Origin of the sequence: Streptomyces sp. NPDC003036 (assembly GCF_040611175.1) — a bacterium.
Classification (GTDB): Bacteria; Actinomycetota; Actinomycetes; order Streptomycetales; family Streptomycetaceae; genus Streptomyces.
Genome location: NZ_JBEXNO010000006.1, coordinates 169,412 through 195,839, shown reverse-complemented (window position 1 = coordinate 195,839; position 26,428 = coordinate 169,412). Strand labels below are relative to the sequence as shown.

Annotated in this window: 27 protein-coding genes, 1 tRNA gene and 1 pseudogene; 14 read left to right on the top strand and 15 right to left on the bottom strand. The window is 71.2% G+C overall.

Going from position 1 to position 26,428, the window contains the following annotated elements; translation table 11 throughout:
* Positions 1 to 1,273 (bottom strand): MFS transporter (locus tag ABZX67_RS07030; RefSeq protein WP_355355661.1); only part of this gene is annotated, 1,273 nt, incomplete at its 3' end.
* 157 nt (positions 1,274 to 1,430) lie between these two features.
* Here ABZX67_RS07030 and ABZX67_RS07025 point away from each other — a divergent pair.
* Positions 1,431 to 2,189: a phosphoglyceromutase gene (locus ABZX67_RS07025; protein WP_355355659.1), complete on the top strand. Its 759-nt coding sequence runs from the start codon at positions 1,431 to 1,433 to the stop codon at positions 2,187 to 2,189.
* A gap of 102 nt (positions 2,190 to 2,291) precedes the next feature.
* Here the strand turns inward: ABZX67_RS07025 and ABZX67_RS07020 are convergent.
* Positions 2,292 to 2,569 (bottom strand): annotated as a pseudogene (locus ABZX67_RS07020) (ribosomal protein L7/L12).
* Positions 2,570 to 2,702: 133 nt separating this feature from the next.
* Here ABZX67_RS07020 and ABZX67_RS07015 point away from each other — a divergent pair.
* Positions 2,703 to 2,924 carry a hypothetical protein gene (locus tag ABZX67_RS07015; RefSeq protein ID WP_355355657.1) on the top strand — a complete coding sequence of 74 codons (222 nt, stop codon included), beginning with the start codon at positions 2,703 to 2,705 and terminating at the stop codon, positions 2,922 to 2,924.
* Between the two features lie 412 nt (positions 2,925 to 3,336).
* Here the strand turns inward: ABZX67_RS07015 and ABZX67_RS07010 are convergent, their stop codons facing one another.
* Both ABZX67_RS07010 and phoU read right to left on the bottom strand, forming a co-directional pair.
* Positions 3,337 to 3,489: a hypothetical protein gene (locus ABZX67_RS07010; protein ID WP_355355655.1), complete on the bottom strand. Its 153-nt coding sequence runs from the start codon at positions 3,487 to 3,489 to the stop codon at positions 3,337 to 3,339.
* Positions 3,490 to 3,745: 256 nt separating this feature from the next.
* Positions 3,746 to 4,426, bottom strand: a complete 681-nt coding sequence (gene phoU / locus ABZX67_RS07005) for a phosphate signaling complex protein PhoU (RefSeq protein WP_355355653.1) — start codon at positions 4,424 to 4,426, stop codon at positions 3,746 to 3,748.
* Between the two features lie 200 nt (positions 4,427 to 4,626).
* On the opposite strand from phoU, the gene ABZX67_RS07000 reads away from it, so the two are divergent.
* Positions 4,627 to 5,841 (top strand): ATP-binding protein, encoded by a 1,215-nt coding sequence (locus ABZX67_RS07000; protein ID WP_355355651.1) that lies wholly within the window; start codon positions 4,627 to 4,629, stop codon positions 5,839 to 5,841.
* Entirely contained in the window at positions 5,838 to 6,518 is a 681-nt protein-coding gene (locus ABZX67_RS06995) for a response regulator transcription factor (RefSeq protein WP_031073314.1), read from the top strand. Before ABZX67_RS07000 ends, ABZX67_RS06995 begins: the two co-directional genes overlap by 4 nt.
* A gap of 75 nt (positions 6,519 to 6,593) precedes the next feature.
* Here the strand turns inward: ABZX67_RS06995 and ABZX67_RS06990 are convergent, their stop codons facing one another.
* Complete coding sequence (locus ABZX67_RS06990) at positions 6,594 to 7,274, bottom strand: DUF461 domain-containing protein (RefSeq protein WP_355355649.1); 681 nt, start codon at positions 7,272 to 7,274, stop codon at positions 6,594 to 6,596.
* Positions 7,275 to 7,877: 603 nt separating this feature from the next.
* On the opposite strand from ABZX67_RS06990, the gene ABZX67_RS06985 reads away from it, so the two are divergent.
* The 6 genes from ABZX67_RS06985 to ABZX67_RS06960 all read left to right on the top strand — a co-directional run bounded on the left by ABZX67_RS06985 (position 7,878) and on the right by ABZX67_RS06960 (position 14,106).
* Positions 7,878 to 8,360, top strand: coding sequence for a CarD family transcriptional regulator (locus ABZX67_RS06985; protein ID WP_003953493.1), 483 nt, complete (start codon positions 7,878 to 7,880; stop codon positions 8,358 to 8,360).
* Positions 8,361 to 8,637: 277 nt separating this feature from the next.
* Positions 8,638 to 9,393: a 2-C-methyl-D-erythritol 4-phosphate cytidylyltransferase gene (gene ispD / locus ABZX67_RS06980; protein ID WP_355355647.1), complete on the top strand. Its 756-nt coding sequence runs from the start codon at positions 8,638 to 8,640 to the stop codon at positions 9,391 to 9,393.
* Positions 9,383 to 9,895 carry a 2-C-methyl-D-erythritol 2,4-cyclodiphosphate synthase gene (gene ispF / locus ABZX67_RS06975; RefSeq protein WP_355355645.1) on the top strand — a complete coding sequence of 171 codons (513 nt, stop codon included), beginning with the start codon at positions 9,383 to 9,385 and terminating at the stop codon, positions 9,893 to 9,895. The genes ispD and ispF overlap by 11 nt, the downstream gene beginning before the upstream one ends.
* 38 nt (positions 9,896 to 9,933) lie before the next feature.
* Positions 9,934 to 11,334: a cysteine--tRNA ligase gene (cysS, locus tag ABZX67_RS06970; RefSeq protein ID WP_355355643.1), complete on the top strand. Its 1,401-nt coding sequence runs from the start codon at positions 9,934 to 9,936 to the stop codon at positions 11,332 to 11,334.
* A gap of 72 nt (positions 11,335 to 11,406) precedes the next feature.
* Positions 11,407 to 12,357, top strand: a complete 951-nt coding sequence (gene rlmB, locus ABZX67_RS06965) for a 23S rRNA (guanosine(2251)-2'-O)-methyltransferase RlmB (protein ID WP_355355641.1) — start codon at positions 11,407 to 11,409, stop codon at positions 12,355 to 12,357.
* 135 nt (positions 12,358 to 12,492) lie between these two features.
* A complete protein-coding gene (locus tag ABZX67_RS06960) occupies positions 12,493 to 14,106 on the top strand; it encodes a DoxX family protein (protein WP_355355639.1) in 1,614 nt (537 codons plus the stop codon).
* Positions 14,107 to 14,178: 72 nt separating this feature from the next.
* Here ABZX67_RS06960 and ABZX67_RS06955 read toward each other — a convergent pair whose 3' ends face one another.
* From ABZX67_RS06955 to ABZX67_RS06940, 4 genes are all read right to left on the bottom strand, one after another.
* A complete protein-coding gene (locus ABZX67_RS06955) occupies positions 14,179 to 14,895 on the bottom strand; it encodes a nucleotidyltransferase family protein (protein ID WP_355355637.1) in 717 nt (238 codons plus the stop codon).
* Between the two features lie 16 nt (positions 14,896 to 14,911).
* The gene (locus tag ABZX67_RS06950; RefSeq protein WP_355355635.1) at positions 14,912 to 15,325 is read right to left on the bottom strand and encodes a hypothetical protein; all 414 of its coding nucleotides are present in this window, start codon (positions 15,323 to 15,325) and stop codon (positions 14,912 to 14,914) included.
* Between the two features lie 200 nt (positions 15,326 to 15,525).
* On the bottom strand, positions 15,526 to 16,626 hold the full coding sequence (gene ugpC / locus ABZX67_RS06945; protein ID WP_355355633.1) for a sn-glycerol-3-phosphate ABC transporter ATP-binding protein UgpC: 1,101 nt from the start codon (positions 16,624 to 16,626) through the stop codon (positions 15,526 to 15,528).
* 353 nt (positions 16,627 to 16,979) lie between these two features.
* Positions 16,980 to 18,380, bottom strand: coding sequence for an RNA-guided endonuclease TnpB family protein (locus tag ABZX67_RS06940; RefSeq protein ID WP_355355631.1), 1,401 nt, complete (start codon positions 18,378 to 18,380; stop codon positions 16,980 to 16,982).
* 151 nt (positions 18,381 to 18,531) lie between these two features.
* Between ABZX67_RS06940 and ABZX67_RS06935 the strand changes: the two genes are divergently transcribed.
* Positions 18,532 to 18,607: transfer RNA gene (locus tag ABZX67_RS06935), tRNA-Thr, on the top strand.
* A 66-nt stretch (positions 18,608 to 18,673) separates the two neighbouring features.
* Here ABZX67_RS06935 and ABZX67_RS06930 read toward each other — a convergent pair.
* Positions 18,674 to 19,648 (bottom strand): hypothetical protein, encoded by a 975-nt coding sequence (locus ABZX67_RS06930; protein WP_355355629.1) that lies wholly within the window; start codon positions 19,646 to 19,648, stop codon positions 18,674 to 18,676.
* 88 nt (positions 19,649 to 19,736) lie between these two features.
* Positions 19,737 to 21,128, bottom strand: coding sequence for an FAD-dependent oxidoreductase (locus ABZX67_RS06925; protein ID WP_355355627.1), 1,392 nt, complete (start codon positions 21,126 to 21,128; stop codon positions 19,737 to 19,739).
* Positions 21,129 to 21,189: 61 nt separating this feature from the next.
* Here ABZX67_RS06925 and ABZX67_RS06920 point away from each other — a divergent pair, with 61 nt between their 5' ends.
* The 3 genes from ABZX67_RS06920 (at position 21,190) to ABZX67_RS06910 (ending at position 22,910) form a co-directional block, all read left to right on the top strand.
* Positions 21,190 to 22,071, top strand: coding sequence for an aminoglycoside phosphotransferase family protein (locus ABZX67_RS06920; RefSeq protein ID WP_355355625.1), 882 nt, complete (start codon positions 21,190 to 21,192; stop codon positions 22,069 to 22,071).
* Entirely contained in the window at positions 22,068 to 22,538 is a 471-nt protein-coding gene (locus tag ABZX67_RS06915; RefSeq protein ID WP_355355623.1) for a GNAT family N-acetyltransferase, read from the top strand. Before ABZX67_RS06920 ends, ABZX67_RS06915 begins: the two co-directional genes overlap by 4 nt.
* Positions 22,539 to 22,613: 75 nt before the next feature.
* Positions 22,614 to 22,910 carry a hypothetical protein gene (locus tag ABZX67_RS06910; RefSeq protein ID WP_355355621.1) on the top strand — a complete coding sequence of 99 codons (297 nt, stop codon included), beginning with the start codon at positions 22,614 to 22,616 and terminating at the stop codon, positions 22,908 to 22,910.
* On the opposite strand, the gene ABZX67_RS06905 is transcribed toward ABZX67_RS06910, so the two are convergent.
* From ABZX67_RS06905 to ABZX67_RS06890, 4 genes are all read right to left on the bottom strand, one after another.
* Positions 22,900 to 23,901 (bottom strand): zinc-binding dehydrogenase, encoded by a 1,002-nt coding sequence (locus ABZX67_RS06905; protein WP_355355619.1) that lies wholly within the window; start codon positions 23,899 to 23,901, stop codon positions 22,900 to 22,902. The two genes, ABZX67_RS06910 and ABZX67_RS06905, sit on opposite strands and share 11 nt — an antisense overlap.
* 72 nt (positions 23,902 to 23,973) lie before the next feature.
* A complete protein-coding gene (locus ABZX67_RS06900) occupies positions 23,974 to 24,474 on the bottom strand; it encodes a hypothetical protein (protein ID WP_355355617.1) in 501 nt (166 codons plus the stop codon).
* Between the two features lie 125 nt (positions 24,475 to 24,599).
* A complete protein-coding gene (locus ABZX67_RS06895) occupies positions 24,600 to 25,196 on the bottom strand; it encodes a response regulator transcription factor (RefSeq protein ID WP_355355615.1) in 597 nt (198 codons plus the stop codon).
* Complete coding sequence (locus tag ABZX67_RS06890) at positions 25,193 to 26,287, bottom strand: sensor histidine kinase (RefSeq protein ID WP_355355687.1); 1,095 nt, start codon at positions 26,285 to 26,287, stop codon at positions 25,193 to 25,195. The genes ABZX67_RS06895 and ABZX67_RS06890 overlap by 4 nt, the downstream gene beginning before the upstream one ends.
* Between the last annotated feature and the right edge of the window lie 141 nt (positions 26,288 to 26,428).

The following is a 26,428-nucleotide window of genomic DNA, read 5'->3' as shown; positions in this document are numbered from 1 at the left end:
CGGACGGGACGCCGACACCGGAATGGCCGTATAACCACCGGTTACACACCGCCGTACGAGCGAGCTCAACCATCACAAAACAGACAGAGGGCCGCAGCAGCAGCGCGTACCCGGCGGCGGCCGTGGTGCCGATCACCGCGCAGCCCAGCCACAGGACGTCCGGGCCGGGGCCGCTGATGACCCAGCCGGCCACGATCGGCGCGATGAACCCGCCGACCGACCAGGACATGCCCATCACGCCCTGGTAGCGGCCGCGGGCGTGCGCCGGGGCGAGCCGGGCGGTCGCGGCGGCGTTGGTCGGCACGTGCACCATCTCGCCGATCGTCCACACCACCACGGTCGCGGCGAATATCAGCGGTGTCCCGGCCAGCGCCGTCGCGCCCGTACCCACCGCGAAGAGCAGCGACGAGACGGTGAGGAGGGCGACCGGCGACCGCTTCTCGGTGATCTTGTTGACGAGCAGCTGGAAACCGACGATGACGACACCGTTGACGGCGATGACCACACCGTACGAGTCCGGCTCCAGGCCCTCCTGGGCCATGGTGAGCGGCAGGCCGACCCACGGGGTGGAGAAGACGGCGCAGACGAGCAGGTTGAGCAGCACGAGCGTCCGGAACGGCCCGTCGCGCAGCACGTCCAGCATGGAGATCCGCTGCTCGCCCGCGCCCTCCTTCGCGGGGGCACCACCGGGGGTCGTCGCCGGGGCCGTCGGCGCCGTCGGCCGCGTCTCCGGAAGCCGCAGGAAGACGATGAGCGCGCACAGCGCGGTCGCGGCGGCGTCGGCCAGGAACAGCGTCCGGTAGCCGAGGACGATCGCGGCGCCGCCGCCGATCGCGGCGATGGCGAAGCCGAGGTTCAGCGCCCAGTAGTTGAGGGCGTACGCGCGCCTGCGGTCGTGTTCCGGCACCTGGTCGGCGATGGTCGCGCCGATGGCGGGCCGTACGGACTGCATGGCCACGCCCATGAAGAGCACCACCGCGGCGACGCCCCAGGTGCTGGTGACGAACGCGAGCGCCGCGGCGCCCGCGGCGGCCGCGAGGTGGCCGGTGACCATCGTGGGCCGCCGCCCCCACCGGTCGCTGAGCATGCCGCCGAGCGGGGCGCCGACGATGCCGCCGAGCCCGTGGAGGGCGACGACGAGCCCCGCGTACCAGGCGGAGAAGCCCAGCTCCTGGGTGAGGTAGAGGGAGAGGAAGGTGAGGACGAAGGCGCCGGTACGGTTCACCAGCGTCGATGTCCACAGCCACCAGAAGCCGGGGGGAAGACCCGACACGGTTCCGCGTAGGGACTGCCGGAGTGAGGCTGTGGACACGTGTACTCCCCTGTAAGCGCCCGAGATGGTGAGCGCAACTTACAAGGCAGTCGCTCCGCCGAGCGAGTGAATTGACGCGAGCCGTCAACCGTCAGCGGCGTCCATTAATCTCGTACGCATGGCCGACGCACCGTACAAGCTGATCCTCCTCCGCCACGGCGAGAGCGAGTGGAACGCGAAGAACCTGTTCACCGGCTGGGTGGACGTCAACCTCACCGAGAAGGGCGAGAAGGAGGCGGTCCGCGGCGGTGAGCTGCTCAAGGACGCCGGTCTGCTCCCCGACGTCGTGCACACCTCCCTCCAGAAGCGCGCCATCCGCACCGCGCAGCTGGCCCTGGAGTCCGCCGACCGCCACTGGATCCCGGTCCACCGCTCCTGGCGCCTGAACGAGCGGCACTACGGCGCGCTGCAGGGCAAGGACAAGGCGCAGACGCTCGCCGAGTTCGGCGAGGAGCAGTTCATGCTGTGGCGCCGCTCCTACGACACCCCGCCGCCGGTCCTCGCCGACGACAACGAGTTCTCCCAGGCGGGCGACGCGCGCTACGCGACCATCCCGCCGGAGCTGCGCCCCCGCACCGAGTGCCTGAAGGACGTCGTCGTCCGCATGCTGCCGTACTGGTACGACGGCATCGTCCCGGACCTCCTCGCCGGCCGCACGGTCCTCGTCGCCGCCCACGGCAACAGCCTGCGCGCCCTGGTCAAGCACCTGGACGGCATCTCGGACACCGACATCGCGGGCCTGAACATCCCGACGGGCATCCCGCTCGTGTACGAGCTCGACGCCGACTTCAAGCCGGTCACCCCGGGCGGCACGTACCTGGACCCGGAGGCGGCCAAGGCGGCCATCGAGGCGGTCAAGAACCAGGGCAAGAAGTAGCCCGCCTCGCGAAGAAGCCCCCTGTCAGCGGGTTCTCCGCCGGCAGGGGGCTTTCTCTTTCTCGGGGCCGTCCGGGCCACCAGGTGCTCGGCCGGGCCGTGGTCAGGGCCTGAGGAAGTCCGGCTCCGGCTGTTCCCCCTCACCTCGGCCTGCGCTCCCACATCGCGGAGAGCCGTGACGGCCGTCTCGGCATCTTCCTGCGGCACGCCGTCGAGGATCACGGCGGGTATCTGTGCTGCCAGAACCTTGCTGCGCCAAAGGCTCAGCCCTGTCAGCCGACGCACGACCTGGGCGACGTCGAGCGAGCGCGCGCCGGGGTCGATGAGCACCACGTCATGCGGCACGTGGTCGCACACCAACAAGAAGTACTCGTCAGTCACGGTTCTCCCGCCCGTCTCCGGTCCCGCAGCGTACGAGCCCTCGGCCGAAGTGGACGTTGCCGTCCGGGTATGTGTCGAACCGGACAGGGACGCCGGCAGCGCACGGGATACCCGCTGGCGCATACTTGGGGCAATGACAAAGCCTGCTGCACTGAAGCGTCATTTGCCTACCAGCCCCTTCAAGGCCCGGGTCACGCCGACTCCACAGCACTTCGCGGTGGGCGACCACGTGACGCACGACATGTACGGCCTCGGCCGGGTGATCGGCGTCGAGGACGGGATAGCGGCACTCGTGGATTTCGGCTCGACGCAGGAGCGGATTTTGAGCCCGTACGCCAAGATGACCAAGCTGTAGGACCTCTGTGTCCAGTCGAGGACACCAGGTCCCGCCAGGGATCTGTAGCAAAAAGGGAGACCTCTCATCGATCTGACCTCGCTGTTCTCCGCTCCGGAAGGGGCGCCTCGCTGCTCTGCCACAGCATCGCCGCCTCCGACGACGGATCCTTTCCAGGCTCCGGACTTCGGGGAGGACCAGGCCGCCGTATTCGAGGACGTGCAAGGTCACGTCTCAGGCATGAACGCGGCGTGACCCAAGAGGGTCGACTCCAACCGGTTACGGGAGCAGGCCGGCCGACGGCAGTGACGCAGTGACGGCAGTGCTGACGGCAACGGCGGCGGACGGCAGCGGCGCTCCGAGGCGCATGACGAAGGCCCCGTCCACCGCGATGGACGGGGCCCTCGTCATGTATGCGCATACGCCCGGCCGGTCAGCCGCAGCAGCCGCCGCACTGGCACGGCGCGCCCGACTGGCAGCCGCAGCCGCAGCCCGAGCCGCAGCCGCAGGCGCCGAGGACGGGCAGGTGGACCACTTCGACCGGTGCTGCTTCCTGCTGGGTGCCGCTCACGGGGGAATCTGCCATGGGGTCCCTCCTCAAAGGCGTACGTTCGAAGGCGTACGTCACCTCTCCCATTGCATGCCCACCCACCAGGGCGCATCAACGGCGCACAGAGGCCCGCCCGCAGATCACGCGCCGGACGTCACGCGCCCTCGACCGGCGCTTCCGCCTGCTGGAGCTCGTCCGCGACCCCTTCTTTCGGCGTGCCTCGCACTGCTTCGCAGGCTTCGGCGCGCTGCCGGACTCCGTCCGGCGTCGGGTCACGGCCGGCAGCCGGACGTCACGCGCCCTCGACCGGCGCTTCCGCCTGCTGGAGCTCGTCCGCGTGCTCGCCCGTCACCAGGTACACCACGCGCTTGGCCACCGACACCGCGTGGTCGGCGAAGCGCTCGTAGTAGCGGCCCAGCAGCGTCACGTCGACCGCCGTCTCGATGCCGTGCTTCCAGCGGTCGTCCATAAGGTGCTGGAAGAGCGTGCGGTGCAGGCGGTCCATCTCGTCGTCGTCGTGCTCCAGCTGGAGTGCCAGGTCGACGTCCTTGGTGATGATGACCTCCGCCGCCTTCGCCATCAGGCGCTGCGCCAGCTGCCCCATCTCCAGGATCGTGGCGTGCAGGTCCCGCGGCACCGCGCGGTCCGGGAAACGCAGCCGGGCCAGCTTGGCGACGTGCTGGGCGAGGTCGCCGGAGCGTTCCAGGTCCGCGCTCATCCGCAGCGAGGTCACCACGATGCGCAGGTCCGTCGCGACGGGCTGCTGGCGCGCCAGCAGGGCTATGGCCCGCGCCTCCAGGTCGTGCTGGAGGTCGTCGACCTTCTGGTCCGCCGCGATCACGGCCTCCGCCAGCTTCAGATCCGCGTCGAGCATCGCCGTCGTGGCGCGCCCGATCGCCGACCCGACCAGCCGGGCCATTTCGACGAGGCCCTCGCCGATCGAGTCCAGTTCCTCGTGGTACGCGTCCCGCATGGTGTCCCTCTCTCAGTGCGAACCTCAGGGGCCCGGGTGGGCTCGGGCCCCCTACGCTCCCACGGTCCGAGTCCAAAAAGTCCGGGGCCTCCCTCTCAAGTGAACCGTCACTATCCCCTCGGTGAACTCTGGGCGACGACTGTTCGAGCACCCACGCGGATGGCTGGGAGCATGTCCGAGAGCCCGCATAACCTGGACGCATGGACGTGAACGCGGCGGTCGCCGCATTGGCCGCGATCGCCGGGGCGTGCACCGGCGTGATCGCCATGCTGGCGTTCCGCTGGAGCGAGCGCGACCAGGCCAGGCCCACCCGTACCTCCCTGCACACCGACGCCGTGCTCCCGCCCGGCGTGGACACCGTGCTGTCGGTGCTCCGCTCCTCCGCCGTCGTGCTCGACGAGAGCGACTCCGTCGTCAAGGCCAGCTCCGCGGCGTACGCGCTCGGCCTGGTCCGCGGCGGCAAGCTCGCCGTCGAGCCGATGCTCCACATGGCGCGCGACACCCGCCGCGACGGCGAGATACGCCAGGTCGAGCTGGACCTGCCCCGGCGCGGCACCGGCCGCGGCGAAGCCCTCGCCGTCTCCGCCCGCGTCGCACCCCTCGGCTCCCGCCTGGTCCTGCTTCTGGTCGAGGACCTCACCGAGGCCCGCCGTATCGAAGCCGTACGCCGCGACTTCGTCGCCAACGTCAGCCACGAGCTCAAGACCCCCGTCGGGGCGCTGTCCCTGCTCTCGGAGGCCGTCATGGACGCCTCCGACGACCCCGAGGCGGTCATGCGCTTCGCGGGGCGCATGCAGATCGAGGCGACCCGCCTCACCAACCTCGTCCAGGAGCTCATCGACCTCTCCCGGGTGCAGAACGACGACCCGCTGGAGGACGCCGAGCCCGTCCGGGTGGACGAGCTCGTCGCCGAGGCCGTCGACCGCTCCCGGCACACGGCCACCACCAAGCAGATCACCATGGCCGCCGGCGGCACCCAGGACCTGCACGTCTGGGGTCACCGCGGCCAGCTCGCCGCCGCCCTCGGCAACCTCGTCGAGAACGCCGTGAACTACTCCCCGGCCCACACCCGCGTCGGCATCGCCGCCCGTCGCGTCGCCGCGCCCGGTGGTGATCTGATAGAGATCGCCGTCACCGACCAGGGCATCGGCATCCCCGACAAGGACAAGGAGCGCATCTTCGAGCGCTTCTACCGCGTCGACCCCGCCCGCTCCCGTGCCACCGGCGGTACGGGCCTGGGCCTGGCGATCGTCAAGCACGTGGCCGCCTCGCACGGCGGGGAGGTCACCGTCTGGAGCACCGAGGGACAGGGCTCCACCTTCACGCTGCGCCTCCCCGAGGCCGGCGCCGTACGGCAGCACCGACAGCAGCACGACTCCTCAGAACCGCTCACCGCCCCGGAGGTCCTTCCGTGACCCGAGTCCTTGTCGTCGAGGATGAGGAATCCTTCAGCGACGCCCTGTCCTACATGCTCCGCAAGGAGGGCTTCGAAGTCGCCGTCGCGACGACCGGGCCCGAGGGGCTCGACGAGTTCGAGCGCAACGGCGCCGACCTCGTCCTGCTCGACCTCATGCTGCCCGGCCTGCCGGGCACGGAGGTCTGCCGCCAGCTGCGCGGCCGCTCGAACGTGCCCGTCATCATGGTCACGGCCAAGGACAGCGAGATCGACAAGGTCGTGGGCCTGGAGATAGGGGCGGACGACTACGTCACCAAGCCCTTCTCCTCCCGTGAGCTGGTCGCCCGCATCCGCGCGGTGCTCCGCCGCCGCGGCGAGCCGGAGGAGGTCACCCCGGCCGCCCTGGAGGCGGGCCCGGTACGGATGGACGTGGACCGCCACGTCGTCACGGTCTCCGGCGCCAAGGTCGACCTGCCGCTGAAGGAGTTCGACCTGCTGGAGATGCTGCTGCGCAACGCCGGCCGCGTCCTCACGCGCATGCAGCTGATCGACCGCGTGTGGGGCGCGGACTACGTCGGCGACACCAAGACCCTCGACGTCCACGTCAAGCGGCTCCGCGCCAAGATCGAGCCGGACCCGGGCGCGCCGCGCTACCTGGTCACGGTCCGGGGCCTGGGCTACAAGTTCGAGCCGTAGACCGCGCGGCGGTACGCGGTACGCGGACGGGGGCGCCCCACCGGAATCGTCCGGTGGGGCGCCCCCGCGCGTGTGTCAGTGGTCGGCCGCGTGCGACTGCTCGCCGCCCGCCGGGGCGCCCGGAGAGGTCTCGCCCTGCGCGGGCGAACCGGTGGGCGAACCGGTCGGGGAACCCGTCGGGGAGCCGGTGGGCGTGGCCTCCGGCGACTTCGTCGCCTCCGGGGACTGCGGCGCCTTCGGGCCCTGCGACGGGCCGAAGTCCGCGTAGTAGCCGGTCGCCGGGACGACGAACGCGTCCAGCTTCACGTCACCGGTCTCGCTGAGCTTGAAGACGACCTCACGGGCCTCGCCGTTGGTGGCGGCGTCGCCGACGTTCTCGATGACCGCGGAGGCGTTGCCCTTGCCGCCGATGACGATCGAGCCGTTCGCCGGGACGGTGATGGCGCCCGAGCCCTCGGCGGGGGAGAGCTTCACTGTGGCGTCGGAGCCCGGCAGCTGGATGCCCTCCAGCGTCTCGGGCTTGTCGCCGCCGTTGAAGACGGTGGCGGAGACGACGGCCGCGCCGTCCTCACCGGCCCCTTCCTGCGTGAGCACCGTGGCGTTCTGCACCTTGATGTCGCCGACGGTGGTCGCGGCGTTGTCCGGCCTGATCTGGAGCGTCTGGGCGTCATTGCCGGCGCCACAGGCGGAGAGCGAGGCGATCGAGAACACGATGGCGGTGGCGGCGAGGGCGCCGCGTCGAAGGCTGCGGCTCACGGCGGCGGCAACTCCTAGGACGTACGGACGGACGGATGACGGCGACCGAAGACGGACGGGTAAGCCTGAGCTAAGGATCACTCAGCGGGCTCAGGTTACCGACCCCTCCACCCGCTCCCGCACCCGACCCGCCTCCGGCACGCGTCGGCCTCCGCCACCCGGCTCCCGGCGCGCCCCCTCACCCCGCCCGCGCACCCGCCCGTTCAGCGTTCACATAACCCCCCTTGATCAATTCCACATTCTTAACCGAATAGCCGTCGGTGATCACTCGCGCACCCACTCGCGCACCAATTCGGGAATCATGGCCGCCATCGTCCGAGCGAGTGACCGACATCCGAACGGAGTACGCGATCTTCACCGCTTCGAACCAGACAAAAGCGGACGTTCACCCTCGCCACGCCGCAGCCGGATGCGTGTAACGGGCCCGTTTCCGCCCGCCCGCGCAGCCGCTCCGACCTGCGAATACCCCCTTCCGCGAGCCCTCCGCAGCACGTCCCTGTCGGTGTTGTCAAGCCCCGAGATATGCCCTGACCTGCGAAAACGCCATTCAGAAGAAGCCGTTCTCGTGTTACCCTGGATAGCCACGGAAGGGGTACCTGTCACATGACGTTCAAGGTTGGCGACACCGTGGTCTATCCCCATCACGGGGCCGCGCTGATCGAGGCCATCGAAACTCGCCAGATCAAAGGCGTGGACAAGACCTACTTGGTGCTCAAGGTCGCCCAGGGCGACTTGACGGTTCGTGTGCCAGCGGACAATGCGGAGTTCGTCGGCGTGCGCGATGTGGTCGGTCAGGATGGGCTGGACCGGGTCTTCGAGGTGCTGCGCGCGCCGTACGCCGAGGAGCCGACGAACTGGTCCCGTCGCTACAAGGCAAATCTCGAGAAGCTCGCCTCCGGCGACGTCATCAAGGTCGCCGAAGTGGTGCGTGACCTGTGGCGCCGTGAGCGTGAGCGCGGTCTCTCCGCCGGAGAGAAGCGCATGCTCGCCAAGGCGCGCCAGATCCTGGTGAGCGAGCTCGCGCTCGCCGAGAACACCAACGAGGACAAGGCCGAGGCCCTGCTCGACGAGGTCCTCGCGTCCTGACGCGCAAGCGGTTCTGACGCGAAGCGTTGCCGCAGTGCCCGCTGACATGCTGTGATCCACACGTACGGAACCTCGTACGGAACGTACGGATCAACAGCGCGTCGCCGGGCGCTGCGGCATGTCCGTACCCCGGCCGGTGCGGCTCGCTCGACCGTCGTCACGGAAGGGTCCGGTCAAGGCGCCGCGCCGACACTACCCCGACCGTCGTCCGGTCCGGGCGTGCCTCCAAGGCCATACCCAAATCGGCCGAGTCAACAAACCTGCCGGAGTGCAACCCATGTCTGACGAAGCACCCCCCGCACGTGCGGCCCGCACCGCCGCGGTGATCCCCGCGGCCGGCCGGGGCGTACGGCTCGGCCCGGGCGCCCCCAAAGCGCTCCGCGCGCTGAACGGCACCCCCATGCTCATCCACGCGGTACGCGCCATGGCGGCCTCCCGCGCGGTCTCCCTCGTCGTCGTGGTCGCCCCGCCCGAGGGCGCCGCCGAGGTCAAGAACCTCCTCGACGCGCACGCGCTGCCCGAGCGCACCGACTACCTCGTCGTGCCCGGCGGCGAGACCCGCCAGGAGTCCGTCCGCCTCGGTCTCGACGCGCTGCCCGACGGCATCACCACCGTCCTCGTCCACGACGCGGCCCGCCCGCTCGTCCCGGTCGACACCGTCGACGCGGTCATCGAGGCCGTACGGGACGGGGCCGTCGCCGTCGTGCCCGCGCTGCCCCTCGCCGACACCGTCAAGCAGGTCGAGCCCCGCCCGGACGGCGAGAAGGGCGAGCCCGAGCCGGTCGTCGCCACGCCCGACCGGGCCACGCTCCGCGCCGTACAGACCCCGCAGGGCTTCGACCGCGACACGCTCGTACGCGCGCACACCACCGTCACCGGCAGCGTCACCGACGACGCGAGCATGGTCGAGCAGCTCGGCGAGCCCGTCGTGGTCGTCCCCGGCCACGAGGAGGCGTTCAAGGTGACGCGCCCGCTCGACCTCCTCCTCGCCGAGGCGGTCCTCGCCCGACGGAGGGCCAACGATGGCTTCTAGCACCCCCGCCGCCCCCCTGGCCGGCATCCCCCTGGTCGGCATCGGCACCGACGTCCACGCCTTCGAGCAGGGCCGCGAGCTGTGGTGCGCGGGCCTGCTCTGGGAGGACTCCGACGGCTACGGCCTCGCCGGCCACTCCGACGGCGACGTCGCCGCCCACGCCGCCTGCGACGCGCTCTTCTCCGCCGCCGGTGTCGGCGACCTCGGCGCCCACTTCGGCACGTCGCGCCCCGAATGGTCCGGCGCCTCCGGCGTCACCCTGCTCGCCGAGGCCGCCCGGATCGTCCGCGCCGAGGGCTTCGAGATCGGCAACATCGCCGTCCAGGTCATCGGCGTACGCCCGAAGATCGGCAAGCGGCGTGACGAGGCGCAGAAGGCGCTGAGCGCGGCCGCCGGCGCGCCGGTGTCCGTATCCGGCACGACGACGGACGGTCTCGGCCTCACCGGCCGCGCCGAGGGCCTCGCCGCCATCGCGACGGCACTGCTCGTCCGTACCACCTGAGGCACGGGGCACTCGCACCGGCCCACTACTCTGGAGTGGTGACTATTCGCCTGTACGACACCAGCGCCCGGCAGATCCGTGACTTCACCCCGCTCAGGCCGGGCTGCGTCTCGATCTACCTGTGTGGCGCCACGGTGCAGGCGGCCCCGCACATCGGGCACATCCGGTCCGGGCTGAACTTCGACATCATGCGCCGCTGGTTCGCCTACCGCGGCTACGACGTCACGTTCGTCCGCAACGTCACGGACATCGACGACAAGATCATCGCCAAGTCCGCGGACCAGGGCCGCCCCTGGTGGGCCATCGGGTACGAGAACGAGCGCGCGTTCAACGACGGCTACGAGGCCCTCGGTTGCCTCCCGCCCACCTACGAGCCGCGCGCCACCGGGCACGTCACCGAGATGGTCGAGATGATGCGCGGCCTCATCGAGCGCGGCCACGCCTACGAGGCGGACGGCAGCGTCTACTTCGACGTGCGCTCCTTCCCCGAGTACCTGGCGCTGTCCAACCAGGACATCGACGACCTGCGCCAGCCCGCCGAGGAGGGCATCACCGGCAAGCGCGACCCGCGCGACTTCGCCATGTGGAAGGCCACCAAGCCCGGCGAGCCCGACTGGGAGACGCCGTGGGGCCGCGGCCGCCCCGGCTGGCACCTGGAGTGCTCGGCGATGGCGCACAAGTACCTGGGCTCCGCCTTCGACATCCACGGCGGCGGCCTGGACCTGGTCTTCCCGCACCACGAGAACGAGATCGCCCAGGCCAAGGCGTACGGCGACGAGTTCGCCCGCTACTGGGTGCACAACGCCTGGGTCACGATGAGCGGCGAGAAGATGTCCAAGTCGCTGGGCAACTCCGTGCTCGTCTCCGAGATGGTCAAGCAGTGGCGCCCCATCGTCCTGCGCTACTACCTCGGCACCCCGCACTACCGCTCGATGATCGAGTACAGCGAGGAGGCCCTGCGCGAGGCGGACGCCGCGTTCGCGCGCATCGAGGGCTTCGTCCAGCGGGTCGTCGAGAAGGCCGGCCGGGCCGTCGAGCCCGCCGCCGAGGTGCCGACCGCCTTCGCCGAGGCGATGGACGACGACATGGGCGTCCCGCAGGCGCTCGCCGTCATCCACACCACCGTCCGCCAGGGCAACAGCGCGCTCGCCGCCGACGACAAGGAAGCCGCCGTGGAGCGCCTCGCCGAGGTCCGCGCCATGCTCGGCGTCCTCGGCCTGGACCCGCTCGACCCGCACTGGGCGGGCGAGTCCGACCGCGGCGAGGACCTCCACGGGGTCGTGGACTCGCTCGTCCGCATGGTCCTGGAGCAGCGCGAGTCGGCGCGGGCCCGCAAGGACTGGGCGACGGCGGACGCGATCCGCGACCAGCTGGGCCAGTCCGGCCTGGTCATCGAGGACAGCCCCGACGGCCCGCGCTGGACGCTCGGCGCGCGGTAGCCCCCGCGCTGGCACACTTCATATATACGCACTTCACATACGTACGTACGCATCGATCAGAGCAGGTAAGTCATGGCCGGGAACAGCCAGCGCAGGAACCGCCGCACGTCCAACAAGAAGGGCGCGACGGTCGGCAGCGGTGGCCAGCGGCGCCGGGGCCTCGAAGGCAAGGGCCCCACGCCGCCCGCGTCCGCCCGCAAGGGCCATGTGAAGAACCGCGTCGCCAACGCCAAGGCCAAGCAGGCGCACCGCCGCCAGGTCGCCCGGCGCGGCGGCAAGGGCCTGTCCGAGATGGTCGTCGGCCGCAACCCCGTCTTCGAGGCGCTGCGCGACGGCGTACCGGCGACGACGCTGTACGTCCAGCAGTTCATCGACAACGACGAGCGGGTGCGCGACGCGCTCAAGCTCGCGGCCGACCGCGGCGGCATCAACCTCATGGAGGCCCCGCGCGCCGAGCTGGACCGCATGACGAACGGCCTCAACCACCAGGGCCTCGTCCTCCAGGTCCCGCCGTACGAGTACGCGCACCCCGAGGACCTCGCCGCGGCCGCCTTCGACGACGGCGAGGACCCGCTGATCGTCGCCCTCGACGGCGTCACCGACCCGCGCAACCTCGGCGCCGTCGTCCGCTCCGTCTCCGCCTTCGGCGGCCACGGCGTCGTCGTCCCCGAGCGCCGCGCCGCCGGCATGACCGCCGGCGCCTGGAAGACCGCGGCCGGCACCGCCGCCCGCACCCCGGTCGCCCGCGCCACCAACCTGACGCGCGCCCTGGAGGCGTACCAGAAGGCCGGCATCACTGTCGTCGGCCTCGACGCCGACGGCGACACCGAGGTCCACGAGCTGGACGCGCTGGGCGGCCCGGTCGTCATCGTCGTCGGCAGCGAGGGCAAGGGCCTCTCCCGCCTGGTCGGCGAGACCTGCGACTTCCTCGTCCGCATCCCCATGCCCGGCGGCGCCGAGTCCCTCAACGCGGGCGTCGCGGCCGGTGTCGTCCTGTACGAGGCGGCGCGCCGCCGCGCCTGACGCGTACACCCGTACGTCCCCGTACGCCGCGTACGTACACCCCGTACACCCATCCGAGACCCGTCATGATCTTGACGGGTCTCGGACATTTCCCCGCCGTCAAGGCAGTGTCCTATCCCCGCGTCACTCGGTTAGATGAGTGTGGACACCAGAACGCCCCGGCCCGGGTTCGACGATCAGCCTGCGTTGAGCATGGTCAAGGTGGATTGCGATCCCGCGCAGGTCATCGTGAACCACGCCAGCTTCCGGGTGCAGCTCGCCCCGGTCAAGAAGCCTCGGTTCGCCGAAACCACCACCCGTGTACCCGCCGTGAGCGCGGGCGCGGCGGGAGCGGGAGGACGGCGGCGGGCGACCGTCGTGTGGAGCGGGAAGTCGTCCCCCGGCGACCCCGGAGCGACCGGCCTGCTCCAGGCCGTACGCGACTCCGCCGCCGTGGACACCCTCGACCCGTCGCGCGACGCCGGCGCCACCCAGGTCATCCCCCGCGTCACCCTCTCCGACGACACCATGCCGACGCCCCTCCTGCCGCCCATGCGGCGCGCCGAGAGCGCCTACGAGGAGTACGAGCGCCACCACCGGCCGGGCGACCGGCCCGGCGGCCGCCTCGACGACTACGACGAGCCCGCCGCGGCCGACGACGACACCCGCGACGACATCCCTACGCGCGGCAGCGGCGACCGCCGCGCGGTCTACGCCGACGCCGCCGCCCAGCGGCACGCCTACTACCCCGGCCGCCGCATGAACCTCGGCGTCGTCCTCCTGCCCCTGCGCGTCTTCCTCGGCTTCATCTCCATTTACGCCGGCATGGGCAAGCTCTGCGACCCCGTCTACTTCGACGGCGGCGAGCGCGGCTCCATGGTCACGTGGCTGACCTCCCTGCACCCCTGGCCCGCCGCCGAGCCGCTGCGCGACTTCGCCCTCGCCCACCCCGTCGGCGCCGGACTCACCGTCGCCTTCGCCCAGGTCGTCGTCGGCGTGCTGACCGTCCTCGGCCTCTGGCAGCGCGTGGCCGCCGTCTTCGGCGCGCTGCTCTCCGCCGCGCTCATCCTCACCGTCAGCTGGCGCACCGTCCCCGCGTACGACGCGCCCGACATCGTCTACCTCGCCGCCTGGTCCCCGCTGATCATCGCGGGCGCCCCCGTCTACTCCATCGACGGCCGCCTCGCCGGCGAGGCCTGGCGCACGCTCGGCCCCCGCTCCGCCCTGTGGGACCTGCGCCGCCGCGTCCTGCGGCGCGGCGCGCTCGTCGCGACCGTCGTGGTGGGCCTGACGCTGCTCATCGGGTCGGTGCTCGGCGGAGCCGTACGCTCCACCGAGATGGTCACCGTGCCCGGACCGAACGACGACCCGACCAACCACCTGCCCGGCCAGCCCCTGCCGCAGGAGCCCGGCACACAGGCCCCGCCCTCCCGCGGCGAGTCCTCCCACCGGCCGCCCAAGCCGTCCGCGTCCACCTCCAAGACCCCGACCGCCGACGAGTCGACCCCGGCCGGGACCGTACGGGAGAGCGGACGCGCCGAGGACCAGCGGCCGACCGCCACGCAGGGCACCGGCCAGCGGCCCCCGCAGCAGACCCGGCCCGTCGACCCGGAGCCGCCGGCCAGCAGCAACTCCGGTCCGTCCTCCAGCGGCTCCACCGGCACCTCGGGCGGTGGCGGCGGCAGCTCGGACGACGGCGCCTCGGGCGGCTCCGACGACGGTGGCTCGAGTGGCGGAAACCACAACCCGATCGGCGGCCTGCTCGGCTGACCCGTACGACACACAGGCGAGAGGGGCTGTCACCGTGGCAACACGGTGGCAGCCCCTCGGAGTTGGTATGCCTCAGAGTTGGTACGCCGCCAGCTCCTGCGCCGCCCGCTCCAGGTCCTTCGCCGTGTCGATGGCCCGCCAGTACGCGCCCTGCGGCAGCGGGAAGCCCGCCAGGCGCCGCTCACGGGCGAGGCGGGGGAAGGTGGTGCGCTCGTGGTCGCCCCGGTCGGGCAGCGCGCTGGTGAAGTCGGGGGAGAAGACGTACACGCCGGCGTTGATGAGGTACGGCGACGGCGGCGCCTCGATGAAGTCGGTGACGTTCCCGAAGGTGTCGGTCTCGACGGCGCCCCAGGGGATGCGGGGCCGGGCCAGCGCCAGGGTCGCGAGGGCGTCCCGCTCGGCGTGGAAGGCGGCCATCTCGCGCAGCGAGAAGCGCGTCCAGATGTCACCGTTCGTGGCGTACCAGGGCTGCTCGGGCCGCGGCAGGCGCGCGGCCGCGTACTTCAGGCCGCCGCCCCGGCCCAGCGGCTCGTGCTCGACGACGGTGGTGACGCGCAGCGGCAGGTCGGCCGTCTCCAGCCAGCGCTGGAGGACGTCCGCGAGGTGGCCGCAGGAGACGACGACGTCCGTGACGCCCTCAGCGGCGAGCCAGGAAAGCTGATGGCCGATGATCGGGGTCCCGGTTCCCGGGATCTCGACCATCGGCTTGGGGCGGTCGTCGGTGTACGGGCGCAGACGTGAGCCCTGGCCGCCCGCCAGGATCACGGCCTGCGTCGGAGAGGTGTGCATACCTCGACAGGGTGGCTCAGCTCTCGTTCGCGACACCGGAGGCGTACGACGTGTCGCACACGGGGCGGGAGTACGACTGGGCGCGCACGGGCCCGTAGTGCAGGACGGCGGCGCGGCCGAGCGCGCGGGCGATCGACATGCAGTGCTTGGCGAGCGACGGACGCTCCTCCACCTCGCGCTGCAGGCTCGTCAGCGCGACACCCGGGTTCTCCTCCTGAAGCTGTGCGAGGAGGCGGTCGCGCAGAATATCCTGCGGGGCACGGGACTTGGCCCGTACGGAGACGTTCTCCGACGACGCGGTGAGCAACTGCGAGTCGGAGCGGCTGCCGGCCCACGGGACACTGGTGACCGCGAGAGTTCCGGAGAGCACCAGGACGACGGGCAGGACGAGGGCGAGAGTGCGGCCGATTCGGCGTGCTGTGTGGGTCACGGACGTGAGCGTAGCGGCCAGTGATGATTTGGAGACATTTAGTCACCCCCACGGGGGATGGTTCGACGCGCCTTTTCGAATCGGGTGTTGACGAACAGGGTCCGAATTGACCGGTGTGCCGGGGTATTTGTCGACATCCGGGCGGAACTGCACCAACGGCCCCGCACCGAAGTGCGGGGCCGTCGAGGCGCTGTGGCGCGTCAGTCGCTCAGGCGCTCGCCCGTGGAGGTCGAGAAGACGTGGATCTCCTCCGGACGCGGCACGACGTGCAGCACCGAGCCCTTCTCCGGGATGGAGCGGCCGCCGACGCGGACCACCAGGTCCTTGTCGTCCTCGCCGCCGACGCGGGCGGAGCCGTACACGTACCCGTCGGCGCCGAGCTCCTCGACGACGTTGACGGAGACCGCCACGCCCTGGTCGCTCTCGGCACCCGCGACGTCGAAGTGCTCCGGGCGGACACCGACCGTCACGGTCTTGTCGCCCTTGCCGGACGCGGCGGCCAGCGCCTCGCGCGACACCGGGACGACGCTGTTGCCGAACTTGACACCGCCGTCGGTGATCGGCACCTCGACCAGGTTCATGGCGGGGGAGCCGATGAACCCGGCGACGAAGAGGTTCGCCGGCCGGTCGTACATGTTGCGCGGCGTGTCGATCTGCTGGAGCAGGCCGTCCTTGAGCACGGCGACGCGGTCGCCCATCGTCAGCGCCTCGACCTGGTCGTGCGTGACGTACACCGTGGTGATGCCGAGACGGCGCTGCAGGCTCGCGATCTGCGTACGCGTGGAGACGCGGAGCTTGGCGTCGAGGTTCGACAGCGGCTCGTCCATGAGGAACACCTGCGGCTCCCGCACGATGGCACGCCCCATCGCGACACGCTGCCGCTGACCACCGGAGAGCGCCTTCGGCTTGCGGTCCAGGTACTCCGTGAGGTCGAGGATCTTCGCCGCCTCCTCGACCTTCTTGCGGATCAGCGTCTTGTTCACGCCGGCGATCTTGAGCGCGAAGCCCATGTTGTCGGCGACGGTCATGTGCGGGTACAGCGCGTAGTTCTGGAACACCATGGCGATGTCCCGGTCCTTCGGCGGCAGGTGCGTGACATCGCGGTCCCCGATGCGGATCGCGCCGCCGTTGACGTCCTCCAGGCCGGCGAGCATGCGCAGCGAGGTGGACTTGCCGCAGCCGGACGGGCCGACGAGGACGAGGAACTCGCCGTCGGCGATCTCGATCTCCAGCTGGTCGACGGCGGGCTTGGTGCCCCCGGGGTAGATCCGGGTCGCTTTGTCGAACGTGACGGAAGCCATGGTGATGTGATCCCTTCACCGGCAGGAACGTGCCGGACGATCCGAGTGGAAGGAAGTGATGGGTCTAGTCCACGTGGGTGAACTTCGGGTGACGGTACCTGGCGGGGTGGCTTCTGTCAGTAGGTGGAGGTGGGCGAATTTTCGGCGCGGCGGGTGACGATGCCGCGATGCCAGAGCGACGCGCTTTTGACCATGCCCCGCGCAGACGGTGCGTGGATGTCCTCACGAACACCCCTTCCTGCTTCATCACCCCTTGCCGCCGTGGCATGACCCTCAAGGGCCACACCCAGCCGGTCTTACGCGGGCTCCACAGGCATGACGGCCGACGGCCCATCGGTCCGTAGTGCTTTTTCTCAGGCGGCCGGTGAGTACTCCACCAGCTCCGACGCCTTGATCACCGGCGGCAGTGCCTTGCCCGGGGGCAGCGCTGTCGCCAGCAGCCAGTACAGCCGCATGCCCTCCTCTCGGAGGTTCACCGCCGCGTTCACATCGCGGTCGTGCACCATGCCGCACTCCTCGCAGGACCACTCGCGCACCGACACATCAAGCCGTGGTCCCTTGGTGTGGCAGGCTGAGCAGCGCCGAGTCGACGGGAAGAAGCGGTCCACGATCACGAGCGTCCGGCCGTACCACTCGCACTTGTAGCGAAGCTGGCGCAGCAGCTCGCCCCAGGCCGCATCCTTGATCGACTGGTTCAGCTTCGCCTTGCGGCGCCTGCCCTTCCCGACCGCAGGGCGCATCAGGTTGGCGATGGGCAGTTCCTCCACCACGAGCACTTGGTTCTCGCGCACGAGGCGGGTCGTGAACTGGTCCAGCATGTCCCTTCGGACGTCACCGATGAGCGCGTACAGCCGGGCGATCCGCTGCCGGACCTTGCCCCGGTTCTTCGAACCTCTCTCCTTACGGTGCAGCTGCCGCTGCAGGTCGGCGAGCTGCTTCGCGTACTTCTTCAGCAGGCGTGGATGCTCCAGCTTCCGGCCGTCGTCCAACGTCACCAGCGCGGCCAGGCCGAGATCGAGTCCCACGGCCCTCGGCTCGGTGTCCTCGGGAAGAAACACCGGCGGCAAGGGAGCAATCCGCTCCTCCACCAGCGTGGAGACGAAATACCGTCCCGCTCTGTCCCGCGTCACCGTCAGCTTCACCGGCACCGCCCCGGCGGGGAGGGCGCGCGACCACCGCACATCCAGCGGAGCCGTCTGCTTCGCCAACGTCACCAGACCGGTCCCAGGCCGCTCCGGATCCTCCACCCACCGGAACCCGGTCCGGACGTACGTCGCCGAATCCCGCGACGTTCGCTTCTTCTTGAACTGCGGATATTTCGCCGCCTTCCGGAAGAACCGCTGGAACGCCGTGTCCAGGTGCCGCAGTGCCTGCTGGAGGACCGTCGACGAGATCTCCTGGAGCCAGGACGTCGCTTCGGCACGCCGCCAACCGGTGAGGGCCCGGCACGTCTCGGCGTACCCCACGGACACCTGGAACTTCTCCCACGCCTCCGAGCGGAGCGTGAGGCCCTGGTTGTAGACCCACCGGCACGCGCCGAAGGTTCGCTCAAGCTGCCCGGCCTGCTCGGGGGTCGGGTAGAAGCGGAAGCGGTAGACGCGCTGTTGCGTGTCGGCGGCTTTCGCGCGGCTGCGCATCGGGGTGGCGGCGCGTGCCTGGTGCTTGCGCCGTTCGCCGATGCCGAGCATCTCCTGCTTGACGCGCTTGGCCTCCGCGCCGGTGACCCGCACGCGACCAGGTGTCCCCTCCGCCATCGCCCCACCCTCGAGATCCGGTCTCCGAACTGAACTTCAGTGCGTTCAACGAACAGGTGGGCGGGCGGTTACGGGCGTGAGCAACCTCGTGGCTTCGGCATCCGTCGCTGTGTAGAGTGGAGAGCGCTCATGTGCCCCGCGCGTGAGTGATGCCGCCTTAGCTCAATTGGTAGAGCACCAACCTTGTAAGTTGGATGTCGTCGGTTCGATTCCGACAGGCGGCTCCAGCGAAACCGTATCCCGGGCCATTCAGGTCCGGGATACTTTCATTTGTGCAGGGTTGCCGGCACTGTTTACCGAGCCGCCAGTCTCAATCTGGCAACGTGATACGCCCATGCGTGCGTGGAGACCTTTCTTTCCACGGCGAAATGGCGCCCGGTAGCCCGGTCCAGCACGCGGTGGTACTCCTCCATGAATTCCCACGAGACTGCCGAGAAATCGTCATCCGTCCACCCGTACAGGTGGCGGAGTTCGAACTGTACGGCCGTGAGGAATTCCATCTCGCCGCGGTCGATCGGCTCCGTTCTGCCGCCGCTCGCCTTTACCCAGAGCTTCACCTCTTCCGGGGCGCGCAGCCACTTGCTGCCGGAGTCCCGGATCTCGGCGTAGTCGACCCATGCCCAGAACGCCTCGGCGTCGGCTATGTCGGGTGCCTGCTTGTGGTGGTCCGTGCAGAGGAGGGCGAAGTTGCGGACGTCCATCGAGCCCCCCAGGGATGCGGGGACGACGTGGGCGCGCTCGACGGGTGAGCCCCAGCAGATGAGGCACTCCTCGGCGATGCCGAGGTAGTCCATGATCGCCCGCTTTGGCGGATACGTCTTTCTTGTGCCACCTTCGGTCTCTCTCGTGCGCAGAGGCAGCGAGTCGATGTCATACCAGAAGGACCTCTCTTCGCCTTCCGGATATCCAATGCGCATCTCCGGCGGTACCCGGTTGTCCTGGCGGCGTCCGTTTTCCATGGTGTACATCGGCGTGTGGAGCTCGGTGAGGTAGGGAAGTGCCACCTCGGGCAGGAAGTTGTGGATCATCTCCCATGAGTCGCGGTCATATCCATTTTCGCTGTTCCGGTGGCCCTGTATGTCGAAGTAGAGGATGCGCGGCGCGTTCGGGGCTGTTTGTTGCGCTTTGTGGATGACCGCGAACACTCGGGGCGCGCAGCGCTCGAAGTTCTCGTACACGGCCATATCGTGGTACAGCGCTACGGGCTTGACCTTGGGTGTCTGCTTCCGCTGGGTCTTGCCGCGCGGCTTCTGCTTCTTCTTGGGCAACGCCGTGCTCCCGCCTGTCTCGTACCGGGTCCGGACAGGGTGGCATCCGCCACTGACAGTGCCTCAGGTGCGGGAGCGCGGCCTCGGATCAGTGGCGGCCCGACAGGCGGTCCGCGAGGGTGGCGAGGCGGGGGGTGGTGGGGGTGTTGGTCGTGGTCTCCTGGTGGTCGGCGGTGCGGTAGGCGGCGTAGAGGGTGTGGACGCCGAGCCAGCGCAGGGGTTCCGGTTCCCAGGGGCGGACCTTGTGGTTGACCCAGGGGAGGGTGGTGAGGTCCGTGGGGCCGGACTGGCCGGAGTCCTGTTGGATCAGGTCGCGCAGGGTGCGGGCGGCGAGGTTGGCGGTGGCGACGCCCGAGCCGACGTAGCCGCCGGCCCAGCCGAGGCCGGTGGTGCGGTCGAGGGTGACGGTGGCGCACCAGTCGCGGGGGACGCCGAGGACGCCGGACCAGGCGTGGGCGATGCGGGTGCCGGCGAGGGAGGGGAAGAAGCGGATCAGGATGTCGCGCAGGGCCTCGATGGTGGCGGGCTGGGTGCGTCCGTCGTTGTCGGTGCGGGAGCCGTAGCGGTACGGGATGCCGCGGCCGCCGAGGGCGATGCGGCCGTCGGCGGTGCGCTGCGCGTACATGTAGGCGTGGGCCATGTCGCCGAGGGTTTCGCGGTTGTTCCAGCCGAGTTCGTCCCAGACCTCCGGGGGCAGGGGCTCGGTGGCGATCATGGAGGAGTTCATGGGGAGCCAGGTGCGCTTGTGGCCCTTGATGTTCGCGGTGAAGCCTTCGGTGCAGCGCAGGATGTAGGGGGCGCGGACCGTGCCGTACGGGGTGACGGCGTGCTTGGGGCGGATCTCCGTGACGGGGGTCGATTCGTGGATCGTGACGCCGAGGGCTTCGACGGCGGCGGCCAGGCCCTTGACCAGTTTCACCGGGTGGATGCGGGCGCCGTGCGGGGTCCAGCTGGAGCCGACCGCGCCGGTGACGCGGATGCGGGCGGCGGTGTCGCGGGCGCCGTAGAGCTCGCGGTCGGTTTCGCCGAAGGCGACTTCGACGGAGTGGAAGTCCTTCAGGCGGGCCAGTTGGGCGGGGGTGTGGGCGACTTCGAGGACGCCGCCCTGGTGGATGTCGGCGTCGATGCCTTCCTCGCCGGCGACCTTGACGACCTCCGCGACGGTGTCGTTCATCGCCCGCTGGAGGCGGACGGCGGCCTCGTGGCCGTGGCGCTTGGCGTAGCGGGCGCGGCCGGCGATGCCGTTGTAGAGCCAGCCGCCGTTGCGGCCGGAGGCGCCGTAGCCGCAGAACTTGGCTTCCAGGACGGTGATGTTGAGGAAGGGGACGGCCTTCTTGAGGTAGTAGGCGGTCCACAGGCCGGTGTAGCCACCGCCGACGATGCAGACGTCTGCCGTGGTGTCGCCGGGGAGCGGTTCCCGGGGGGCGGGGGTGCCCTCCTGTGCGTACCAGAACGATATGCCGCCGTTGACGGTGTCCATGTGGTTCCTTGGGTGCTGCTGTCGGGTGGGTGTGGACGTTACTGGATGGGGGCGTGGCGCGGTGATCGAGGTGCCGGCCGGGTTGGCGCGGTCGCAGGAGGAGTTCAACGGCGCGGAGGGGCGGGCGTTCGTCGCCGCGCTGCCGGGGCTGGCGGAGCGGTTCCTGGGGGAGTGGGGGCTGCGGCAGGCGGGGCCGGTGATGCACGGGCTCGTCGCGCTGGTGGTGCCGGTGGTGACGGCGGACGGGGCGCGGGGCGCGCTGAAGTTGCAGTTGCCCGACGAGGAGAACGCGGGCGAGGGCACCGCGCTGCGGGCGTGGGACGGGAACGGGGCCGTACGGCTGCTGGCGGAGGACGCCGGCACGGGCGCGCTGCTGCTGGAGTGGCTGCCCCACGGCCGGTCCTTGTCGGCGGTGGAGGACGCGCGGGAGGCGACGGCGGTGCTGGCGGGGGTGCTGGCGCGGCTGGTGGCGGCGCCGGCGCCGGCCGGGCTGCGGCGCCTGCGCGACATGGCGGCGGACATGCTCGACGGCGTACCGGAGGCGCTGCGCCGGCTGGCGCGGGCGGAGGACCGGCGGCTGCTGCGGGACTGCGCGGCGGCGGTGCGGGAGGTGGCGGGCGAGCCGGGGGACCGGCTGCTCCACTGGGACCTGCACTTCGACAACGTGCTGGCGGCGGATCGGGAGCCGTGGCTGGCGATCGATCCGAAGCCGCTGGCCGGTGATCCGGGGTTCGAGCTGTTGCCGGCGCTGTGCAACCGGTTCGAGCCGGGTGAGGTGCGGTGGCGGTTCGACCTGATGACGGAAGTGCTGGGGCTCGACCGGGAGCGGGCGCTGGCGTGGACGCTGGGCCGGGTGCTGGAGGACTCCCTGTGGGAGGTGGAGGACGGGGAGACGGTCCTGGTGGGGGAGCGGGCGGCGGTGGGCCGGATACTGCTCTCATGATTCGTACAGCTGTGGTCGACGACGTCCCTGTCATTCACGCGATGGTCCGCGAGCTCGCCGAGTACGAGAAGGCGTTGGACGAGGCGCGGGCGAGCGAGGAGCAGCTGCGGGAGGCGCTGTTCGGCGAGCGTCCGGCGGCGTACGCGCACATCGCCGAGACGGAGGAGGGCGAGGTCGTCGGCTTCGCGCTGTGGTTCCTCAACTTCTCGACGTGGCGCGGGGTGCACGGGATCTATCTGGAGGACTTGTACGTACGGCCTGAGGCGCGCGGCGGCGGGCACGGCAAGGCGCTGCTGACGGAGCTGGCGCGGATCTGTGTGGAGCGGGGGTACGAGCGGCTGGAGTGGTCGGTCCTGGACTGGAACACCCCGTCGATCGACTTCTACCGGTCGCTGGGGGCGCGGCCGCAGGACGAGTGGACGGTGTACCGGCTGACGGATGAGGCGCTGGTGCGGCTGGGGTCGTAGCGGCCTGGACGCCGCGCCTCCGCATCTCCGCACGTTCGGAGGCCGAACGGCCCCAGCGCCGAGCCGCCCGAGCCGGTGCTGACGCCGGTCGAGGCGTACCAGCGGTTCATCCGCGGCGGTACGGAGCTGGTGCCGCTGTCCGAGGTGGCCGAGCGGATCGTCGCCACGCAGGTGACGACGACGCCGCCCGGCATCCCGGTGCTCATGCCCGGGGAGCGCGCCGGGCGGCACGACGGGCCGCTGCTGACGTATCTGCGGGTGCTGGAGGCCTTCGACCAGCGCATCCCCGGCTTCGCGGACGAGACGCAGGGGGTGCACCACGCGGAGGGCCGGTACTGGCCGCGCTGCGTCAAGGAGCCCGTCACGGGATGAGGACGACCTTGCCCGTCGTTCCCCTGGTCTCCAGGGCGCGGTGGGCGGCGGCCGCCTCGGCGAGCGGGAAGCGCTGGACGGCCGGGCGCAGGCGGCCGGCGGCGGCTTCGGCGAGGGAGGCGAGCTCCAGGGCGCGGACGTCGCCGCCCGCCTTCTGGATCATGGCGGGGCCGAGGACATTGAGGGAGACGATGCCGCGCTCGGCGAGTTCCTCGTCGGTGTACGTGAGCGGCTCGCCGTCGTGGATGCCCTTGCCCGCCCAGCCGTAGACGACGTGCCGGCCGCCCTTGCCGAGGAGGTCGACGGTGGCGCGGGCGGTGTCGCCGCCGACGGCGTCGAAGACGACGGTCGCGTGCCGGGTGCCGCCGAGGTGGGCGCGGACGCGGTCCGGCCAGTCGGGGAGCGTGTAGTCGACGGCGAGGTCGGCGCCGTTCGCCTCGACACGGGCGGTCTTGGCGGGGCCGCCGGCGAGGCCGACGACGGTGGCGCCGGCGTTCTTGGCGTACTGGACGAGGAGCGTGCCGATGCCGCCGGCCGCGGCCGTGACGAGGACGACGTCGTCGGGGCCGAGTTCGGTGAACTGGAGGATCCCCAGGGTGGTGCGGCCGGTGCCGATCATGGCGACGGCTTCGGCCTCGTCGAGGCCCGGCGGTATCGCGTGGAGCCGGGCGGCGTCGACGACGGCGAGCTCGGCGTAGCCGCCGGGCGCGAGGCCCAGGTGGGCGACGACGCGCTTGCCGAGCCAGGCGGGGTCGGCGCCCTCGCCGAGCGCGTCGACGGTTCCGGCGACCTCGCGGCCGGGGATGGTGGGCAGTTCGGCGGGGGCGGGGAAGGGGCCCTTCATGCCCTCGCGGAGCGCGGTGTCGAGGAGGTGCACGCCGGCCGCTGCGACGGCGATCCGGACCTGGCCGGGGGCGGGCCGGGGGTCGGGCGTCTGCTCGTAGGCGAGGTTCTCGGCGGGGCCGAAGGTGTGGAGGCGGATGGCGTGCACGGGCTCTCTCCTCTGGTGCGGTGACGGAGCCCAGCCTCTGACCTCAAGCGCGCTTGAGGTCAAGCGTCCTGATCAACCGACTCGGGGGAAGCGCGACTGGAGCGTCCAGATCGCCGGGTTGTCCGCCAGGCCCTCGTGCATGTCCGTCAGGTCCGCGATGAGGTCGTGCAGGAAGTCGCGGGCCTCGCGGCGCAGCACGGCGTGGCCGAAGGTCAGCGGGGGCTCGTCGGCCGGCATCCAGTCCGCCTCGACGTCCACCCAGCCGAAGCGGCGCTCGAAGAGCATGCGGTCGGAGGACTCGGTGAAGTCGAGTTCGGCGTACTGCGGCTTCGCCGACCGGCTGCCGAGCGGGTCGCGGTCGAGCCGCTCGACGATGTCGCACAGCGCCCACGCGAAGTCGAGCACCGGCACCCATCCCCAGGCTGTGGACACCTCGCGGTCGGTCTCGGTGTCGGCGAGGTACACGTCGCCGCAGAAGAGGTCGTGCCGCAGGGCGTGGACGTCCGCGTGGCGGTAGTCGGTCTGCGGGGGGTCGGGGAAGCGGCGGGAGAGGGAGTAGCCGATGTCGAGCACGTGGTCGATGGTGTCACGACCTCGGAGGCCGGCCCGCACCTGCGCGGTGCCCGGACACACGGGGCCGCCCGCACCCGCGGTGCCGCCCGCATCCACGGACCCCGGCCGCACCCGCGGGCCGGCCCTCACGGCAGCAGCCGCTGCTCCTTCGCCACCGCCACCGCGCCCGCCCGCGTGTCCACGCCGAGTTTCGCGTAGATGCGGCCCAGGTGCGTCTTGACCGTCGCCTCGCTGATGAAGAGGGCCCGGGCGATCTCGCGGTTGCCGAGGCCGCGGGCCAGCTGGCCGAGGATGTCGAGCTCGCGGTGGGTGAGGGAGGGGGCGCGGTGCTGTGGGACGGCGCGGCTCAGGGCGCGGCGGCCCTCCGCCGCCGCGTGGATCGCGGCGAACAGCTCCTCCGGGCGTTCCGCCTTCAGCAGGTAGCCCGTGGCGCCCGCGTCGACGGCGCGCGTGACGTCGGCGTCGGTGTCGTACGTCGTGAGGACCAGCACCCGCACCTCGGGCGAGGCGATGCGGCGCGTGGCCTCCACGCCGTCGATGCCCGGGCCGAGTTGGAGGTCCATCAGGACGACGTCCGGCGCCAGTTTGGCGGCCATGGCGACCGCCTCCTCGCCGCTGCCCGCCTCGCCGACGACCTCGATGCCGGGCGCGCTGGCGAGCAGGGCGCGCAGCCCGGCGCGTACGACGGCGTGGTCGTCGCAGAGCAGGATCCGTACCGTCATGACCGTTCCAGGGGGATCGAGACCGACAGGACCGTGCCCTCGCCGGGCGCGGATTCGATGGTGAGGGTGCCGCCGAGCTGTTCGGCGCGCGCCCGGATCGCGGGCAGGCCGTGGCCGCGACCGCCGCGCGGCGCGGCGTGGCGGGCGGGGTCGAAGCCGCGGCCGTCGTCCGCGATGTCGAGGACGACCTGGTCGTCCAGGTAGGTGAGGGTCAGCGCGGCGGAGGTCGCGCCCGCGTGTTCGCGGACGTTGGCGAGCGCGCCCTGCGCGATGCGCAGCAGCGCGGAGCGCACCCGGTCGGGCAGGGGGGCGACCGGTGTGCCGTCGACGCGGAAGGCGACCGGGAAGCCCCCCGCCGAGTCGCCGACTGACTCCCCCGTCGACTCGCGGGCGGCGAGGGCGGCGAGCGCGTCCTCCAGGGCCACACCTCCCGCGAGGTCGGCGGGCGCCAGGTCGTGGACGAAGCGGCGCGCCTCGGCGAGGTCGCGCTCCGCGATCGCCGCGGCCGTACGCACATGGCGGCGGGCGGTCGCCGGATCGCCGTCCCAGGTGCGGTCGGCGGCCTGGAGCAGCATGCGCAGGCTGGACAGGCCCTGCGCGAGGGTGTCGTGGATCTCCATCGACAGCCGCTGCCGCTCCGCGAGGGTGCCCTCGCGCCGCTCGGTCGCCGCCAGCCGGTCCGCCTGCCGCCGCGTGTGCAGGAACACGGCGGTGGCGATCGCCGCGACGGCGGGCGGCGCGACCAGCACGTTCGGGTCCAGGGCGCCGTCCGACAGCCGCAGCTGGGCGGCGACCACGAACGCGGTCAGCAGGACGACGAGCGCGAGCGCGGCACGCGGCGGCAGCGTGCGCAGACCGGTGTAGAAGAGCGGCACCGCACACCACGCGAAGCTCGGCGCCAGCACCACCAGCACCACCCACACGGCGACGACGGTGCCCAGCCACGCCAACCGGCGCGGGCTCGGCAGGACGTACAGCACCGCGAGCGCCGCCGACAGCCCCACCACCCACGGGCCGAGCTCCGCCCACGGGTGGCGCAGCAGGAACCGCACCAGGGAGGCGCCGAGCAGCGCGAAGAACGCGGCGTGCATCACCCGCGCCAGCCTGCGGGCGTCGGGGTCCTGCTCCACGGCGCGCTCCTTTTCCCGTCCTTACGTCACCGTCGTACGCCGCCATCCTCGCCCGCGCGCGGCGGCGCGGCATCAACCGATCGGCTGACCCCGGACCCCTGC